Source organism: Desulfatiglans parachlorophenolica, from assembly GCF_055394735.1.
Genome location: NZ_AP042460.1, coordinates 1,674,311 through 1,689,796 on the forward strand (window position 1 = coordinate 1,674,311; position 15,486 = coordinate 1,689,796).

General features: G+C 60.6%; 20 protein-coding genes. 3 read left to right on the plus strand and 17 right to left on the minus strand.

The genetic code is table 11. From position 1 onward, the window contains the following. Positions 1 to 136: 136 nt before the first annotated feature. A complete protein-coding gene (locus tag ACZ500_RS07930) occupies positions 137 to 379 on the minus strand; it encodes a hypothetical protein (RefSeq protein WP_464231968.1) in 243 nt (80 codons plus the stop codon). Between the two features lie 230 nt (positions 380 to 609). Between ACZ500_RS07930 and ACZ500_RS07935 the strand changes: the two genes are divergently transcribed. Continuing rightward, positions 610 to 1,914, plus strand: coding sequence for a CCA tRNA nucleotidyltransferase (locus tag ACZ500_RS07935; RefSeq protein ID WP_464231969.1), 1,305 nt, complete (start codon positions 610 to 612; stop codon positions 1,912 to 1,914). Here ACZ500_RS07935 and ACZ500_RS07940 read toward each other — a convergent pair. Continuing rightward, positions 1,886 to 2,008, minus strand: coding sequence for a hypothetical protein (locus tag ACZ500_RS07940; protein WP_464231970.1), 123 nt, complete (start codon positions 2,006 to 2,008; stop codon positions 1,886 to 1,888). The two genes, ACZ500_RS07935 and ACZ500_RS07940, sit on opposite strands and share 29 nt — an antisense overlap. 502 nt (positions 2,009 to 2,510) lie before the next feature. Between ACZ500_RS07940 and ACZ500_RS07945 the strand changes: the two genes are divergently transcribed. Continuing rightward, positions 2,511 to 4,352, plus strand: a complete 1,842-nt coding sequence (locus tag ACZ500_RS07945; protein ID WP_464231971.1) for a lytic transglycosylase — start codon at positions 2,511 to 2,513, stop codon at positions 4,350 to 4,352. A 121-nt stretch (positions 4,353 to 4,473) separates the two neighbouring features. On the opposite strand, the gene ACZ500_RS07950 is transcribed toward ACZ500_RS07945, so the two are convergent. The 13 genes from ACZ500_RS07950 to ACZ500_RS08010 all read right to left on the minus strand — a co-directional run bounded on the left by ACZ500_RS07950 (position 4,474) and on the right by ACZ500_RS08010 (position 12,575). After that, positions 4,474 to 5,259, minus strand: a complete 786-nt coding sequence (locus ACZ500_RS07950) for an NRDE family protein (protein WP_464231972.1) — start codon at positions 5,257 to 5,259, stop codon at positions 4,474 to 4,476. Between the two features lie 365 nt (positions 5,260 to 5,624). Next, positions 5,625 to 7,598, minus strand: a complete 1,974-nt coding sequence (gene cooS, locus ACZ500_RS07955; protein WP_464231973.1) for an anaerobic carbon-monoxide dehydrogenase catalytic subunit — start codon at positions 7,596 to 7,598, stop codon at positions 5,625 to 5,627. Positions 7,599 to 7,658: 60 nt separating this feature from the next. After that, complete coding sequence (locus tag ACZ500_RS07960; protein ID WP_464231974.1) at positions 7,659 to 7,886, minus strand: hypothetical protein; 228 nt, start codon at positions 7,884 to 7,886, stop codon at positions 7,659 to 7,661. Positions 7,887 to 8,090: 204 nt separating this feature from the next. After that, positions 8,091 to 8,276: a hypothetical protein gene (locus ACZ500_RS07965; protein WP_464231975.1), complete on the minus strand. Its 186-nt coding sequence runs from the start codon at positions 8,274 to 8,276 to the stop codon at positions 8,091 to 8,093. Between the two features lie 192 nt (positions 8,277 to 8,468). Beyond that, entirely contained in the window at positions 8,469 to 8,909 is a 441-nt protein-coding gene (locus tag ACZ500_RS07970) for a flavodoxin domain-containing protein (protein ID WP_464231976.1), read from the minus strand. Between the two features lie 49 nt (positions 8,910 to 8,958). Continuing rightward, positions 8,959 to 9,141 (minus strand): hypothetical protein, encoded by a 183-nt coding sequence (locus ACZ500_RS07975; RefSeq protein ID WP_464231977.1) that lies wholly within the window; start codon positions 9,139 to 9,141, stop codon positions 8,959 to 8,961. 38 nt (positions 9,142 to 9,179) lie between these two features. Then, positions 9,180 to 9,335 (minus strand): rubredoxin-like domain-containing protein, encoded by a 156-nt coding sequence (locus ACZ500_RS07980; RefSeq protein WP_464231978.1) that lies wholly within the window; start codon positions 9,333 to 9,335, stop codon positions 9,180 to 9,182. A 130-nt stretch (positions 9,336 to 9,465) separates the two neighbouring features. Next, positions 9,466 to 9,843, minus strand: coding sequence for a desulfoferrodoxin (locus ACZ500_RS07985; protein ID WP_464231979.1), 378 nt, complete (start codon positions 9,841 to 9,843; stop codon positions 9,466 to 9,468). A gap of 144 nt (positions 9,844 to 9,987) precedes the next feature. After that, positions 9,988 to 10,506: a thiol peroxidase gene (gene tpx / locus ACZ500_RS07990; protein WP_464231980.1), complete on the minus strand. Its 519-nt coding sequence runs from the start codon at positions 10,504 to 10,506 to the stop codon at positions 9,988 to 9,990. A gap of 168 nt (positions 10,507 to 10,674) precedes the next feature. After that, entirely contained in the window at positions 10,675 to 11,166 is a 492-nt protein-coding gene (locus tag ACZ500_RS07995; RefSeq protein WP_464231981.1) for a Fur family transcriptional regulator, read from the minus strand. A gap of 95 nt (positions 11,167 to 11,261) precedes the next feature. Further along, on the minus strand, positions 11,262 to 11,471 hold the full coding sequence (locus ACZ500_RS08000; RefSeq protein ID WP_464233019.1) for a rubredoxin: 210 nt from the start codon (positions 11,469 to 11,471) through the stop codon (positions 11,262 to 11,264). Positions 11,472 to 11,644: 173 nt separating this feature from the next. Then, on the minus strand, positions 11,645 to 12,142 hold the full coding sequence (locus ACZ500_RS08005) for a rubrerythrin family protein (RefSeq protein WP_464231982.1): 498 nt from the start codon (positions 12,140 to 12,142) through the stop codon (positions 11,645 to 11,647). Between the two features lie 229 nt (positions 12,143 to 12,371). Continuing rightward, positions 12,372 to 12,575, minus strand: coding sequence for a hypothetical protein (locus ACZ500_RS08010; protein ID WP_464231983.1), 204 nt, complete (start codon positions 12,573 to 12,575; stop codon positions 12,372 to 12,374). Positions 12,576 to 13,004: 429 nt separating this feature from the next. On the opposite strand from ACZ500_RS08010, the gene ACZ500_RS08015 reads away from it, so the two are divergent. Next, positions 13,005 to 13,226, plus strand: a complete 222-nt coding sequence (locus tag ACZ500_RS08015) for a hypothetical protein (protein ID WP_464231984.1) — start codon at positions 13,005 to 13,007, stop codon at positions 13,224 to 13,226. A 42-nt stretch (positions 13,227 to 13,268) separates the two neighbouring features. Here the strand turns inward: ACZ500_RS08015 and ACZ500_RS08020 are convergent, their stop codons facing one another. Continuing rightward, complete coding sequence (locus ACZ500_RS08020; protein WP_464231985.1) at positions 13,269 to 13,625, minus strand: hypothetical protein; 357 nt, start codon at positions 13,623 to 13,625, stop codon at positions 13,269 to 13,271. Positions 13,626 to 13,700: 75 nt separating this feature from the next. Continuing rightward, positions 13,701 to 15,038, minus strand: a complete 1,338-nt coding sequence (locus ACZ500_RS08025; protein WP_464231986.1) for a sigma-54 interaction domain-containing protein — start codon at positions 15,036 to 15,038, stop codon at positions 13,701 to 13,703. Positions 15,039 to 15,486: the final 448 nt, after the last annotated feature.

A 15,486-nucleotide genomic window follows, 5' to 3' on the forward strand; every position in this document is an offset into this window, starting at 1 on the left:
ACTCCTACCGGGCGGCGACGCGTCGGCACCCGGGAAGAAACATGGTCAGGAGCCCGAAAATTCTATAATTTAGACTTATGTTGAATAAAATTCAAGCCTCAAATCCAACTTTCCCCACAATAACGGCTTCTCCGGTTCAGAGATGGCCCCGGAAACCATCTGCGTCCGAATGGAAACCAATTTTCTTTGTCCGGGAGCGGCTTGCGGGTATAAGATGGGGTCCATCCGGAAATGATTTCGCGGTAGAACCCAGTTTCCAATCCGGAAATGAGGATTTTTGGCCAATATCAAGGAAATCAAGCGTTTGTGCGGAGGCGACCTGTAGGTCGCCGCACAAGCAAACGTGCAGATCGACGCCGAGATTGGCCAAAAAGACCATTTCCGGATGGAAACAAAATGATTTCCCGGTGCAGGCCCGTTTCCAATCCGGAAACGAGGATTTTTTCTTTATGCGCTTCGCGTGCCCAGTCCCACCGGTTTCGCCGCGGGCCGATCTCAGGATAGCGTTTCATGTTGCCTACAGGAAATCCATACCGATTACGATGCGCCTCGCCCGGACGTTGTGTCGATTCGTCGAAAGGCACCTTCGGGGACCGCGCCCCTGCATCGATGCCTCCGGTCGCCCTGCCGGAGGCCGTCGCGCAGGCCTGCCGCCGCCTGCAGACCGCCGGCCACCAGGCGGTCGTCGTGGGCGGCGCTGTCCGGGATGCATGGCTGAAGCGCCGCCTGGTCGACTGGGATTTGGCGACAAGCGCCCCGCACGAAACCCTGATCCAGATCTTCTCGGACATCCCGCATTTCGTGATTCAGGCCAACACGCTCACCTTGCTCCTTCCCGGGACCCGCGTCGAAATCACCCCCTTCAAGGGCCAGGGACACTGCCTGGAAGGCGACCTCGCCCACAGGGATTTCACCGTCAACGCGATGGCCTGGGACCCCTTCTCTGGCCGGTTCACCGACCCGTTCGGCGGGGCGGCCGACCTCGGCAGACGTCTGCTCCGAGGCGTACCTCGGGCCGAGGACCGTTTTCGTGAGGACCCTCTCCGTCTCCTGCGCGCCGTCCGCCTGGGAGGGGAACTCCGCTTTTCGATCGAGGCCGAGACCCTCTCCGCTCTGGCGCGCGAGGCCTGGCGCATCGAAGCGGCGGCCAGAGAAAGGATCCGGGAGGAACTGCTGAAAATCCTCCTCCTCGAGCACCCCTCCTCGAGCCTGATCCTCCTCAGGAAGACAGGGCTTCTTGGGCGGATCATCCCCGAACTCCTCCAGGGATACCGGATGCGGCAGCGCCATCCCCATCGCTACACGGTCCTGAGGCACGTCTTCGAAACCGTGGATCGGGTCCCCCCGAGTCCGGTCTTGAGGGTGGCGGCACTGCTTCACGATGTCGGCAAGCCGGGAACCCGGCGAAAGATCGAAGGAGTCTGGCGTTTTCACGGCCATGCAGCCCTGAGCGCCCGAATGACCCGCGAGATCCTCGGCAGGCTGCGCTTCTCGTCATCCTTTGCCGAGCGCACGGCCCACCTCGTCGAGCACCATATGCTCGACGCCGAAGCGCCCTGGAGCGATGCGGCGATCCGCCGCCTCGTTCAACGCGTCGGTCCGGAAGCCCTGCAGGAGCTTTTCGCGCTGCGGCGTGCGGATCTCCTCGCGCACGGCCCCGGCTCCGAACATAGGGTTCGGGCCCTCGATCGGCTCGAGCGCCGGATCGACGAACTTATGGAGCAGCCTCAGCCGCTGCGGCCCGAAGACCTTGCCGTCGACGGCCACACCGTCATGCAGCTGCTCGGGATCGGTCCGGGCCCGACGGTCGGCAGGATCCTGCACCAGCTGCTCCGGATCGTCTCCGAAGACCCTGCCCTGAACCGGGAGGACACCCTGAAAGGCATCATTCGGGGTCTTTCTGCACCAGGATGACCCTGGCCTGAGGACCCCGCCCATCCAGGGCCTTCCATTCGGGTGAAAATCGGCAGGAAAACCCGTTCTGCCGGGCGATTTCAGGCTTGACCAATCGCAAGGCTTCTCCTATACTCGCGGGCGATGCTTGTGCGGGAGGCGCGGCAAGGCGGATAAAGGTGCACGCGGTTCAGCGGCCCCTGACCATCACGCAGAAGTCCTTGAAGCCCCGGAGATTTCAGTCCTCGAAGCTTGCCGCCTCCCCTTGCGCCGCCTGGGCCATGCCGGTCCGGAACAGAGAGGCGGTTTGACAGATAAAAAGTTCCGTTGCGGTCCTGCGTCCCAATAAATGCCTGTCCATAAACCATATTTACCTTACTGGCGAAGGTTCGCTCCAGAGGTCGGGATGGCGCTCCATCGGCTGCGCCCGATCGATCCGCCCTGCGGCGGAATCCGGTTCGAACCTCCAGCCGAGGGCATCGCGAGATGACGACGGAGCGGTTCGCCGGCCTGCCCGGCTTCCCACTCCGCGCTTTTCGGGTTCGATGCAGCGACGGGGGAGTCAACCTTATTTCCTGACAGAACAGCGTGAACGAGGGAGAAACATGCGAAAGGATATGGTCTTCAGACTGACGCGGGTTATTTCGCCGATGCTCTGCGGAGGGATGCTCCTGGCGGGGTGTGCCGGCAGCGGGTTGCCCCTGGAAAACAGCGCTTCATCCCGGCACTCGATCGACGGCGATCTGCGGCCGGGCGGATATCAGGCCGGCGAATCAGCCGCGGGATTCACCAGGACCTCCAGCCCCGCCCTCGAGCGCGGCGCCGCGCTAGAGGGCGTCGACCCGTCCCGCCTCACCGACCAGCAACTCCTCGACACGGCCCTCGAGTTTTGCCAGGCCGCGAACGACTACTGGGAGCGGGGCGAACTGGACAGGGCGCTTTCGACCCTGGACGAGGCCTACGGCTTGATCCTGCGTGTCGAAGACGACGCCGGGGAAGAGATTCTCCAGCAGCGGGACGACATCCGCATCACCATCTCGAAGCGCACCGTGGAGATCTATTCGTCGCGTTACACCGCAGCCAACGGGCTGCATACCGCCATCCCCATGATCATGAATTCCCATGTCGAAAAGGAGATCGCCTATCTGAGTGCTCCCGGCAACCCCTTCTTCGTCAACGCCTACCGTCGCTCCGGCCGGTATCGGCCTTTTATCCTGGATAAACTCAAGGAGGCCGGCCTGCCCGAAGAACTCTCCTGGCTGCCCCTGATCGAAAGCGGGTTCAAGCTCAGGGCCTTTTCCCGCGCCAGGGCCCTCGGCCTCTGGCAGTTCATCGCATCGACCGGGTATAAGTTCGGCCTTCAGAGGGACGAGTGGATCGATGAGCGCATGGACCCCGAAAAGTCCACTGACGCCGCCATCGCTTACCTGACCGAACTGCACCGGATCTTCGGGGATTGGACCACGGCCCTGGCCGCCTACAACTGCGGAGAAGGCGCCGTTCTGCGCCACATCAACAGCCAGCAGATCAACTATCTGGATAACTTCTGGGACCTCTACGAGAAGCTGCCCAGGGAAACGGCGGCCTATGTCCCGCGCTTTCTGGCCGTACTCCACATCCTGCAGAATCCCAAGGCCTATGGAATGACCCTGCCCGAAGTCGATTCCGTCCTTCCGATGGAGAGCGTCACCATCGACAAACAGATCCACCTGAAAACAGTCGCGGAGGCCATCTCCACACCCTACGACACCCTCCTCGGCATGAACCCCGAGCTGCGACAGAACACGACACCTGAAAGACCTTACGATCTCAAAGTACCCAAGGGTAAAGGAACGGAATTGCTCGCCAAGATGGAGAGCATCCCCTCCTGGTGCCCCCCGGCAGCCGTAGTCAAAGCCCCTGCCCCATCACGGGCCGGCTCCGCCTATGTGAGGCACCGCGTCCGCAAGGGGGAAACCCTTTCCTCCATCGCCGCGCGCTACGGCACATCGTCTGGAAGCATCAAATCCGCCAATAAACTCAAAAACACGAACCATATCCTGGTTGGATCGACCCTCAAAATCCCGACATCCAGCAGCCAGGCCACCAAAAAGTCGGCCGCCGCCCCTCCCGCGGCAGTCGCCAAAGTCCATCAGAAAAATTATGTAGACTATGTCGTGAGGAAGGGGGATTCCCTTTTCGGGCTGGCCCGGCAATTCGGTACCACAACCAAAGTGATTCAGTCCATGAATGGCATGAAAAGCTCGAGTCTCCAGGTCGGACAGGTCCTGACTCTCCCCAAGGGGGGCGGCGCGCTTTCGGCCAGCCAGACGAGGAAATACACCGTTAGGAGAGGCGACAGTCCCGCGATCATCGCCCGTAAATACGGTATGGGCCTGTCGGATTTTCTGGCGCTGAACAAGTTGACGACGCGAAGCACCATTTTCCCGGGGCAGAAGGTGCTGGTGGCCGTCCAATAACAGGCAGGCCCGAACGCCCCATGGGCGTTCACGCCCGGGGCGCTCCCGGACGCACGGCCCTTCGGCGCAGCGCCCTTTCCCGGGACCGGTTCGATCCATACGTCGGCCTCAACGTCCAGGGTCAACCCGCGAGGTCCATCCTGAACGTATGCCGAACCACACGCCCGTCGAGCGCCTGCTCGGGAGAGTGGGTCTTTTCTACAAAATGCGCCTCTCCGGCGCGGTCCACGAGAAGGACCATCGAAGAACGGGTCCCGTAGCTCGGGCTCTCGATGAAGATAGGGGAAAGGATCCGCTCCCACTCAGGGCCTACACCGGTCTCCGGCAGGGCCTCCTCTCGGGCCGGCTGTCGGTCGAAAAGCATTTCCAGAAGCGCCTCGATGAGGTCCTCCTGCCGGCCGCAGCGTGCCATCGCCTCCACCAGGCGCTCTTTCCCCAGCACCACCTTCGGCCAGGGCGTATCCAGCAGCCGATTGGAAACCCCGTAAACGCCGGGGACAAGAGGCAATGGATCACCGCCCCGGTTGGAATACCAGTAGAGTCCTCTCAAACCGCCCAGCACCAGGTTGAAGCCGTTGTATTCCGCCGCCCTGGGTGCAAGCCGCTCGATGAACTCCTCTGCGGGCGCATCCCCCCGCAAAAAGTCCGTGATCAGGCTTCCCCGTGAAGGCGCCTGCTCCCTGCAGAAGGCTGGATCGCGGTAATTGGTGATGCCGGCAACCCGCCCCCGGCGCGTCACGCCGAACCACGTCCCGCCGGCGCGCAGATCCCTCCCCGCAAGCAGACCCGGGGCATCCTCCCAAAAAGAGGCCCGGGCGGTCGGCCGATCATAGTATTCGTCCCGGTTTGCGGCGAGCACCAGCGCGTAAACCGGATGCACACGCCAGGCAAAAAGGATCAGGCACATCGGTTCCGAATCATCCTGCTAAAAAAGGCCGATCGTAAAAGACCGGGCAGCTGATGGGAAGGTATGAAGGGGCCGCGCCGTCGCCGGCCGCGGAGCGGGCCGGAAAAGGGAAAACATTCAGCAGGCCCCGTTCTGCTCCGTTGGCGAGTTTACCAGACAACGGCCGAAATCATGAAGGTTTTTGTTCCGGCAAGGGGGCGACATCCGCAAGGCACCCCGCAGCGGGGCCTTTCGGCCGCGCAGCGAGGCCCGAAACCCAAAACCGGCGAGCCGGAAAAAATCGAAGAGGCCGAGAGGCCCCTGGATCCATAAGGATCCCGGCACCCCTCGACCCCCGTTTTCAACGCATCATTCGGCGGCAGGCATCACGCCGCTTCCAGATCACGCCGCGAGGCCATGTCCATGAGCACGCGCTCCCGCGCCTTGTCGATCCCGAGCGCCTTGCGCTTCGCATCGATGTGGGCGACCATCAGGCGCGCCATCTCATAGGGATCCGGCGTGAAGCCCCACGTCCCGAAGCCCATATCCGCCAGGCCCTCGAAGAGGAGCTTGTGGAACTTGGTCCCCTCGACGATCGGGAAGGTCACACCGAAGACCGTGTAGACCCCGGAGGCGACAAAGTAGTGACCGATCGAAATGGCCTTCTCGCTCATCCACTCGGGCGCGGCCCCGGCCACCGGCAGGTCGGCGATGGACTCGCCGAGCCCGCCGACCCGGACCATTTCCGCGCAGGCGATCAGGATCCGGCTGTTGTCGACGCAGGACCCGAGCCCGAGAACCGGCGGCATCCCTACGGTCTCACAGACCTCGCGAAGCCCGGCGCCGGCCAGGTGGGCCGCCTCGGGCGTATACAGACCCGCCTTGGCAAGCGCAATCTGAGAACAACCCGTCTGCACCACGAGGACATCCCGCTTGATCAACTCCTTGACAAGCTCCACGTGCACCCAGTCATGCCTTACACGCGGGTTCGTGCAGCCGACAACACCCGCCACACCCCGGATCCGCCCGTTGATGATGTTGTCGTTCAGCGGGGTGTAGGAAGACCGGAAGCTCCCGCCGAGCATGTAGTTGATGTACTCGTGCGAAAAGCCATGGACGCCCAGGTTCCGGATCTGCGGAATCTCGATCGGCAGTTTGCGGTTCTTGAAGCGTACAATCGCGCGTTCGACGATGGCATCCGTACACTCACGGGGCGCATGCTCCTCGAACTGGATGTGCTCCGCGCCCTCGATGTGGCAGCGGGGATTCGTAGTGAAGAGGTTCGTCCCGTAGCACTCGGCCACCTTCGCCAACCCCTGCTTGATGCACTGGACATCGACGCCCATCGCGTCGACGGCGCCGGTGATGAGGATGGCCTCCGTCGACATGAAGTTGCCCACGTGCGGAATGCCGTGCCGCGAAAGCATCTCCGCCCCGGAGCAGCACATACCGACCAGGTTGATTCCCTTTGCCCCGGCCTCCTTCGCCGCCTGGATCAGCGAGGGGTCGTTGACCGAATCCAGCATGGACTCGAAAAGGTTCGGCTCATGGCCGTGGATAATGACGTTGACCTCGTCCTCTTTGAGGCAGCCCATATTGACTTCGGCGCGGACGGGTGTCGGGGTCCCGAAAAGGATGTCGGAGATCTCGGTGGCCACCATAGATCCGCCCCACCCATCGGAGAGGGCCGTCCGAGTGCACTGCTTGGTGATGTTTTCATAGTGCTGGTCCACGCCCATGTGGGTGCGATGCATCAGCTCCATGATCTCGCGCATGGCGCCCCTCGGGACCACCCCGTGCTTTCGCCAGGTCTCCAGGGTCTTCTCGGGGACACGCTTGGCGAAGGGGATCTCCCCTTCCACCTGAATATAGGTCCGCTCCAACTCCTTATACAGGTCTTTGGCCATTTCCTCGGGGCTGCGCCCCTCGACCTCGATCCCGAGCTCCCGGCAGACCTCCTCGAGCTTGATGGTGTCCTTGATCCGGTATTCCTTGATATGCCCGTTCACCACCTCACGAAAGAGGTCCAGCATGCTCATCCCGTGGTCGGTGTGGGCCGCGGCGCCGCTCGCCACCATGCGGGCGAAGTTCCGGGCCTGAATCGTGTCGATGGTCGCGCCGCAAACACCGACCTTTCCGTACGGATCTTTGGCGTTGAGGCGGCACGGCCCCATGGAACAGTGCTTGCAGCAGGCGGAATCCGCTCCGATTGGACAGGCCTTCATCGTCGCAGCCCGGTGAAAGGCCGTCTCGACCCCGTCCCGTTCCGCCTTCCTGAGCATCTGCGCAGTCGCCTCGCACATCGTGGCGTCCTTGATGTTCAACTTCACGAGTTCATCCGTTTTCTTTTCCTTTTCCATCAGAGATCCTCCTTCATGGATTGAATTAGCCTTCATGACTAGTAACTATTACTAATAAAATTAGAAATTCAATACGCGTTTCCAAACGGCCAGTAGACCCCCTTTGCCAAACAAAAGCTGAACCAGTTCCCAGCCTTCAGCGCCCTGGTCATTCAACATCGCGGTCAACGTCTTGATCTGGATATCCGAAACATCCTCCAAACGGCAATCCCCCTTCTCGGAGCAAAAATAGATCACACGCTTGAAATCGGATTCCGCATGACTGGTGATACGGTATTCGAAATGCATTTTCCTTTCCTCAGTGTTAGGTGGCCTCCATCCGGAAATGATTTCCCGGTACAACCCAGTTTCCAATCCGGCCTTCCTTCGCCGGGCGGCGCAATAAGCTCTTTCTAAAGCGATCGGCACCAGGTTGGGCGGCGATGACTCTGCCCCCAAACGAACGACTTGTTTCGTTCATCCCGAGCGGGAGGCATCGCCACCTCCCGCCTCTCAGCTCCCCGTTTCCAAAGAGCATTTCGTGAAATCGATTTCCTTTCCACACCCGCCGCACACATGCTTCTGATCGAACTCATCCGAGAAGATCTCTTTTTCCATGCCGCAGTCGGGGCATTTGCACAGAAACGACTTGAGGCTCTTGAACTGTTCGAACCCGGGGCAATGCTGTGGGGTTGTCATACGTCATCCTCCTCCGACCTGAATCATTTCATGGATTTATGGATTTTTCTCCAGAACGGCGCCTCCTCGGCTTCCCCCGGAACGATACGGGTAGCGCCTTTCTCCGACCCGCGCGGCCCGCAGCCGGGAAGCTTTTCCGGCGGCCGTCAGGACCCGGGCCAGCCGGACAAGCGCCCGTCCCTCCGTACTCGGCTAACCCGCCGAGAGCTTCTGTCCAACTTCGCGCCCATAATCCTGGGCCATCTTCGTCCCGCCTCCGAGGCTCGCGGACTTGAGGCGCAGCGCCCCTCCCACCATGTTCATCCGAAAGATGTTTTTCATGGTATCGAAGATCCGGTCGGGGGCTTCACCGCTCCATCCAAAGGCGCCGAAGGACGCACCGACCTTTCCCTCCAGCCCGGCCTTTTCCGCAAGGAAAAGCAGGGTTTTCATGCCCTGCATCATTTCTCCGTGGTAGGTGGCGGAGCCGAATACGTACGCGTCATACCCACCCAGATCGGATTCCTTCTTGATTTGGGTCACATTGACCACCTCCGCCTCATGACCGGAAAAACGGATGCCCTCCGCGATCAGTTCGGCGATGTTTCTGGTTTCATTGGTTCTGGTGGCGTAAACGACCAGAGTTTTTCCCATGTTCGCGACCTCCGGGCAGCCCCATTCAAACCGCCTGTTCTTCCTTCGCTCAATCGGCGTCTTCGACCTCGACCTTGCCTTTCAGCTTCGCGCCGCAATGCGGACACAGGATCTCGACCTCATTCTCGTTACCGATAAACTTCTCCCGCAGCTTCTCGGGACCGAGAAAAGTAACATCCCCGCAAGCACAAGCGGGGCACTCGGCCCGCACTCTGTACTTCTTTTCCGACATGGCCCGCTCCTCCTCTGCTTCAGAAGATTAAATGGAATCTACTTCAATCTGGGATCGCTGCCCGTCTGCCCACAGTCAGGGATATAGCAGGAGACATCCACGAATTCACACTTCTTCTTGCACATGGGGCAGGTCTCGGGCGGGGTCTCCGCCTTGACCATATATCCACATTCCTTGCATTTCCACTCACCCATATCCGTCTCGCTCCTTTCTATCCGGGGCAGCCTGCGGCGCTCCTCGCTCCCTGCAGCGGGACCCTCGCGACAACTGGCCCAGGTCCCGCGCGCACCTCTTCTGGACGGGAGCACCTCTCCCCGTGTGTGCCTATGCCGTCCAGAGGCCGTGGAGATTGCAGTATTCCCGGGCAACGACGGATGCCGCTTCGATCTTGAAGACAGCCTCCGGCGCGGCGCCGGGCTCCAGGAACTGCCGATAGGCCTTGCCGTCTGCAATGACCTCGATCCACTGAATATAGTGCTTCTCTTCCATCGGATGCGGCACACTGCCCACCGTGACCTTGAACCCGCCGTCGGCGAGCTTCTCGATGACCGGGACATGCTTTTCCTTGGCCGCGTCGACCGTGTTCTCCTTGAAAAGCTTCATCGGCTGTCCACAGCAGACAAGTTCGCCTTTTCCGCCGAAAAGGACCTCGACGATATTACCGCAGACTTCACACTTATAAATCTCCAATTTTTGGGCCATCGGTATCCCTCCTTTTGAATGGATGATTGTCTGTTTGCGCTTCAGAGACAGTCCTTACAGCCTATCGAGGGTTGAAGGGGCCGCCTCACCCAACGTTTCGCGGCCGGCGGAAAACCCTCGGAACCCCTTCTTCACGTCTTGAAATCAGCCCGCCAGACCGCGCACAGCCGCAAGGATCGCATCATAGTCCGGCTCCTGCGTCAACTCCTTTACAGTCTGCACGTAGCGGACCACGCCGCTCCGATCCACGACGAAAACCATCCTGGCCAGCAGGCGCAGCTCCTTGATCAAGGCCCCATAGGCCTTCCCGAACTCCGCTTCCCGGTAGTCTGAAAGCGTGACCACCCGATCCACCCCGGCCGCCCCACACCATCTCTTCTGGGCGAAAGGAAGATCCATGCTGATCGTCAGGATCACCACGTCATCCGAAAGGCGCCCCGCCTCGTCGTTGAAGCGCCTGGTCTCCATATCGCAAACCGGGGTGTCCAGGGACGGCACGGCGGATATCACAACAATCTTGCCGGCATAAGACGAAAAACGCACCGGTTTGAGATCGTTGTCGATAACGACAAAGTCGGGCGCCTTGTCTCCGACCTCGATCACCCCGCCAATCAAGGTCAGCGGGCTTCCCTTCATGGTGACCACTCCGCTACGCTCTTCCATATCTCCTCCTTCGTCGTTCCTGCTCCTTCGTCCAGCAAACAGGCCTTTCCGTCCACCCTCACTTCATCCCGACGGCCGGTGCGGGTGCCGAGGCAGACAGCCGCCGCCCAAAAACCCGCCGGACATCTTCCCGGCCTCGGACAAACCCTGAGGGCCAGTCCGATCCGATCAACCCTTTGAGATTTCAGACCGGACAACCCCCCCTTGTACCCCCTGTTCCGGATCCCCTTCCGCCGCATCGGCGTCAGAGACCGGATCGGCCACCGGGAGCGTCTCCCCCTTTGCACGGCACTCGGCGCATATGCCGAGAAACTCCAGACGGTGGCCAAAGATGCCGAATTTGGTCAAGCTCCCCATGGCGGATTCCAGGTGTTCGACAGAATCTTTCACCGTTTCGAGGTGCGCGTCTTCAATCTTACCGCATTTAATGCAGGTAACGTGATAATGCTCCTTTGTATTGCAATCGAAGTGCATCTGGGGAAAATCCGGTTCGAGCTTTCGGATCATTCCGCATGATGCGAGGATATCCAGATTGCGATAGACCGTCCCCATGCTGATCCTCGGGAGGCGCTTGCGCACCGCCTCGTAGATCGCATCCGCCGTGGGGTGGCAATCCAGCTTCCGGATCTCTTCCAGAATCACCTCCCGCTGCCGCGTCATTCGATGTGCCGTTCCTGTCGTCATATCCTCACAACCTATTAGGAATCATTCCTAATTTTTAAGAGCTGTCAGCGGACATGTCAAGGAATTTCTCTTCAGATCCCCTCCTTCGCGACGGACCCGGGCCCGGCCAAGGGCCTGAACATCTTCTTTCCCGCCCCGCAGACGGGGCACTTCCAATCCTCCGGAAGGTCCTCGAAACGGGTCCCTTTGGGGATCTTTCCCTTGCGATCTCCCCTGTCGGGGTCATAGATATAACCACAGTTCACGGTTTGACACTGCCACATGTCTTCAGGAGCCGCCATATCCACCTCCCTTCCGACGTCTGTCCTGCGCCGGAGCATCTTGAACCGTTCATTTCCATCCGAAAAGAGACAGCCCGGACGGCCCGGCCTCCAATCCGAACAGGACGACATTCGGCCGATATCGAGGAGATCGGTCGGCTCCGGAGAGCCGACCTGCAGGCCGCCGTTCAAACTCAATCGACCCGCACAAAAGCCTTCGATTTGGCGCCGCAAACGGGGCATGTGTCAGGCGCCTCGTTTTCATGCGTATAGCCGCAGACCGAGCAGACATAGTAGCAGGCAACATCAGGGGGGTTGCCCAGACTCTGGAGGGCATTCTGGTAGAGCCTCGCGTGCACCTCCTCCACCGCATTGGCATAGGTAAAGGACCTCTCCGCAGCCTTGTTCCCCTCTGCTTTGGCCGTCTCGATCATCTCCGGATACATCTCTTTGAATTCATGCGTCTCTCCGTTGATCGCAGCCTTGAGGTTCTCGGCGGTGCCCTTGATCTCACCGAGCACCCTCAGATGCGCGTGGGCATGGATTGTTTCAGCCTCAGCCGCAGCCCGGAACAGCTTGGCGGCCTGTGGGTACCCTTCCTTGTCGGCCTGCTTGGCAAACGCCAGATACTTCCGGTTGGCCTGTGATTCACCGGCAAAGGCCTCTCTCAGATTTTCTTCCGTTTTGCTCATGATTTTATTCCTCCCTTCTTTCATCATCCGTGTCTGTTGCTAAGCGCGAATATGCCCTTCCGGCTTCACCTGCGAAGAAACATCCTCATGGTTGATGGGAAATCCGTCCGTGCTCAATCAACATTCCCGCATACACCTTACCTGCGAATCTCGCCCCTTCGGGTTCGACCCTTTCCAGCGAACCGCGTCCAACAAAGTCGTCCAATGACGAAGACCCGCGGTCGACCCGCTATTCCGTCCACCAGCCCTTGCGGATATGGGCCTCACGCTCCCTTTCCGCCAGCTGTCTTATCCGAAACGCACTGTCCCTGAGCACCCCGTAAAGGATGCCGCAGTTCGAGTCCTCCCTGACGCTGTCGCCCTCGTCCGCGAGGGCGATCATGCGCTCGGTCAGTTCCAGTGTCTTCCTGATAGCGCGGTCGCATGGCTTCATCGGCATCCACCCATCGCAGGGGCCTCCAATCGGTTTCCCCGTAAATCAGATACAAGACGTGTGCCAAAAGGCCTCGCCCCGCCCCACCCAAACCGGGCGGCACCGCCACCTGTAAGCGGCGCAAGCCGGTGAATGCCTTTCCAGGGAATCCCCCCGACTTCCGGGGACAGCGCACCGTCGTGCGGTCCGCTGATATTTCAATATCGTAACCAAATGATTTCCTTGGATCTATCCAGACGTCTGGATCCTGCGCCGCCGAACTCCCGGCCCATCGAGCCCCATTCGAGAGGGCGGCAAGGACGGACCAAAACCGTGCATCCAGGAAGGGCGAGGCGGGGCGCGATCAGGCCGATTCCCCCCCCGTTTGACAGGGCTGTCCGGCCACCGGGACCCAAAACACCCGTCGACGGGACACCGATGAGACACCTCTTGCCGAGACACATCCGGTTGGACCATCGCCTTTCCAGCCTTTTGCCCTCGCGGCAGGCCTTCGACGCCCTGCCCATCGAGTCCCCCGGCACCCCCGCCCGCTCCGGGTCTCAACCGCGCCACGTGCTTCGAAGGCTGCGGTCCTGGAAGCGGATCCCCGGATGGCCGGCGCTCCATGAGGAATGTGAAGCCGGTCAGCGATGGTCCAATCCACTCCTATAGTTGGTGTCTATCCGGAAATGATTCCCCGGTACAACCCAGTTTTCAATCCGGAAATGAGTACTTTTTCTTCACACGCTTCGCGTGCTCAGTTCCACCGCTTCGCGGCGGGTCCTGGTTTGTCAATACCAAGGAAATCAAGCACTTGCGCGGATGCGACCTATAGGTCGCCGCACAAGCAAATGCGCAGATTGACGCCGAGATTGGCAAAAAAGACCATTTCCGGATGGAAGCTAGTTGGTGTCCATCCGGAAATGATTTTCTTATAGAACCCAGTTTCCAATCCGGAAATGAGGATTTTTGGCCAATATCAAGGAAATCAAGCGTTTGCGCGGAGGCGACCTGTAGGTCGCCGCACAAGCAAACGTGCAGATTGACGCCGAGATTGGCCAAAAAGACCATTTCCGGATGGAAACTAGTTGGTTATGTAGAGATTCGAGAATGATTCAGGAAGATCACGGGCGAGACAGAAGTGTATCATGAGACATCGCCGTTCTCCGCAAGAAAACGGTACAGGGTTGCCCGGCCCACCCCCAGCAGGCGTGCCGCCCTCACCTTGTTGCCCCCGGTTTGCAGCAAGGCGCTGCGAACCCCTTCGACCGTAAGCTTTCTCAGCCGCTGCCCTGGCCCGCACCGCGCGCCTCCATGCCTCAGCTCGAGAGGAAGATCCCCTCTCCGGATCAGCCGCCCCTTGGCATGGACCAGGGCGAAACGGATCGCGCTCTGCAGTTCGCGCACATTGCCCGGCCATTCGTAATCCATCATGGCCGCCATGGCCTCCCGTGACACGACGGCCTGCCGGCCGACATCCACCAGCGCCTTCTCGAGAAAATGCCGCGCCAGCAGCGGAATGTCGTCGCGTCTTTCCCGCAGCGACGGCAGGTGGATCGGGACAACGTGAATGCGGTAATAGAGGTCTTCACGAAAGCGCCGCGCCTCGACACACTGTTTGAGGTCCTGGTTTGTCGCACTGATGATGCGGACATCGGCTGCAACGGACCCCTCGGCGCCGACGCGCTCGAAGCGGCCCTCCTGGAGAACCCGGAGGAGCTTCGCCTGAACGCTCTGCGGCATATCCGCCACCTCGTCGAGGAACAGGGTTCCGCCGGCGGCCAGCTCGAAGCGGCCCTTCCTGCTTCGGACGGCGCCGGTGAAGGCCCCTTTGACGTGTCCGAACAGCTCACTCTCGAGCACCCCCTCCGGCAGCGCCGCACAGTTCACCGGCACGAACGGCCCGCCTCCGCGGCGGCTTTCATTGTGGATCGCCGCAGCCACCAGCTCCTTTCCCGTGCCGGTCTCCCCGCTGATATGCACCGGATAGTCGACAGTGGCAAGGTCACGGATACGGCGATAGACCTGGATCATCTTGTGATCCCGCCCGACGATGCCGGCGAAGCTTTCGAGTTCCCCCAGCTGCAGCTTCAAATCCACGAGGTCCGTAATATCGCGGAACGCAGCGATGACGCCTACGAAGCGCTGCCGATCGTCCCGCATCGGCGTCACGCGCATCTCGAGCTGGCGCTGTCCGCCTTGCATGTGGGTGATATGAAGCGGGTATTCCGTGTCCTGGAGGTCAAGGAGCGGCTCACCCGCGAAGGCGCACCGCTCGCCGCAAAAGGGCCGCCCGAACGCCTCGTGGCAGTCCCGGCCGACGACCTGCTCCCGTTTGTATCCGGTGATCTCCTCGGCGGCCCGGTTGAAAAAAAGAATGCGCCGGGAGGTGTCGTGCGCTATGATGCCTTCCGCCAGATTGTCGAGGATGCGCTCCAGGTTCTTCTGGTGGGTAATGAGGGTCTCGAGGGGGTAGTCTTTCATCGGGGTCCTTGCGTTGACGGGACGGCGTGGGTTGCCTTTTTCGAAATCGCGGGCTCGGACCAAAAATATACTCGAATCCTTCCGGACCGGCAAGGGCAAAGACCCCAACGGAAACGCTCAGGCGCCCTGCCGCGATGGGACGGCCCGCGGCGCAGGCTGCGCCGCGGGCAGCGGCGACCTCAAGACCCGCCGATATGCTTGACCTCACGGCCGCCGCGCGCACCCGAAAGACCCCCGCCGGTCTTTTGTCATTGCTAAATCCTGACGGCTATCTCTATAATATTCAAATGATAACGTGTCCCTTGCACGCTTTGCCCGGTTCAGGGATGACGTGAAAATCTCTATCGGTCCGCCTCCGACCCTGCCGCGCCGGCAGGCGGTTGTGGCGCCTCCTGGATCGAAAAGGCACCGTCCGGATCCGGAAACCTTATTGCCCATAACGATCTTG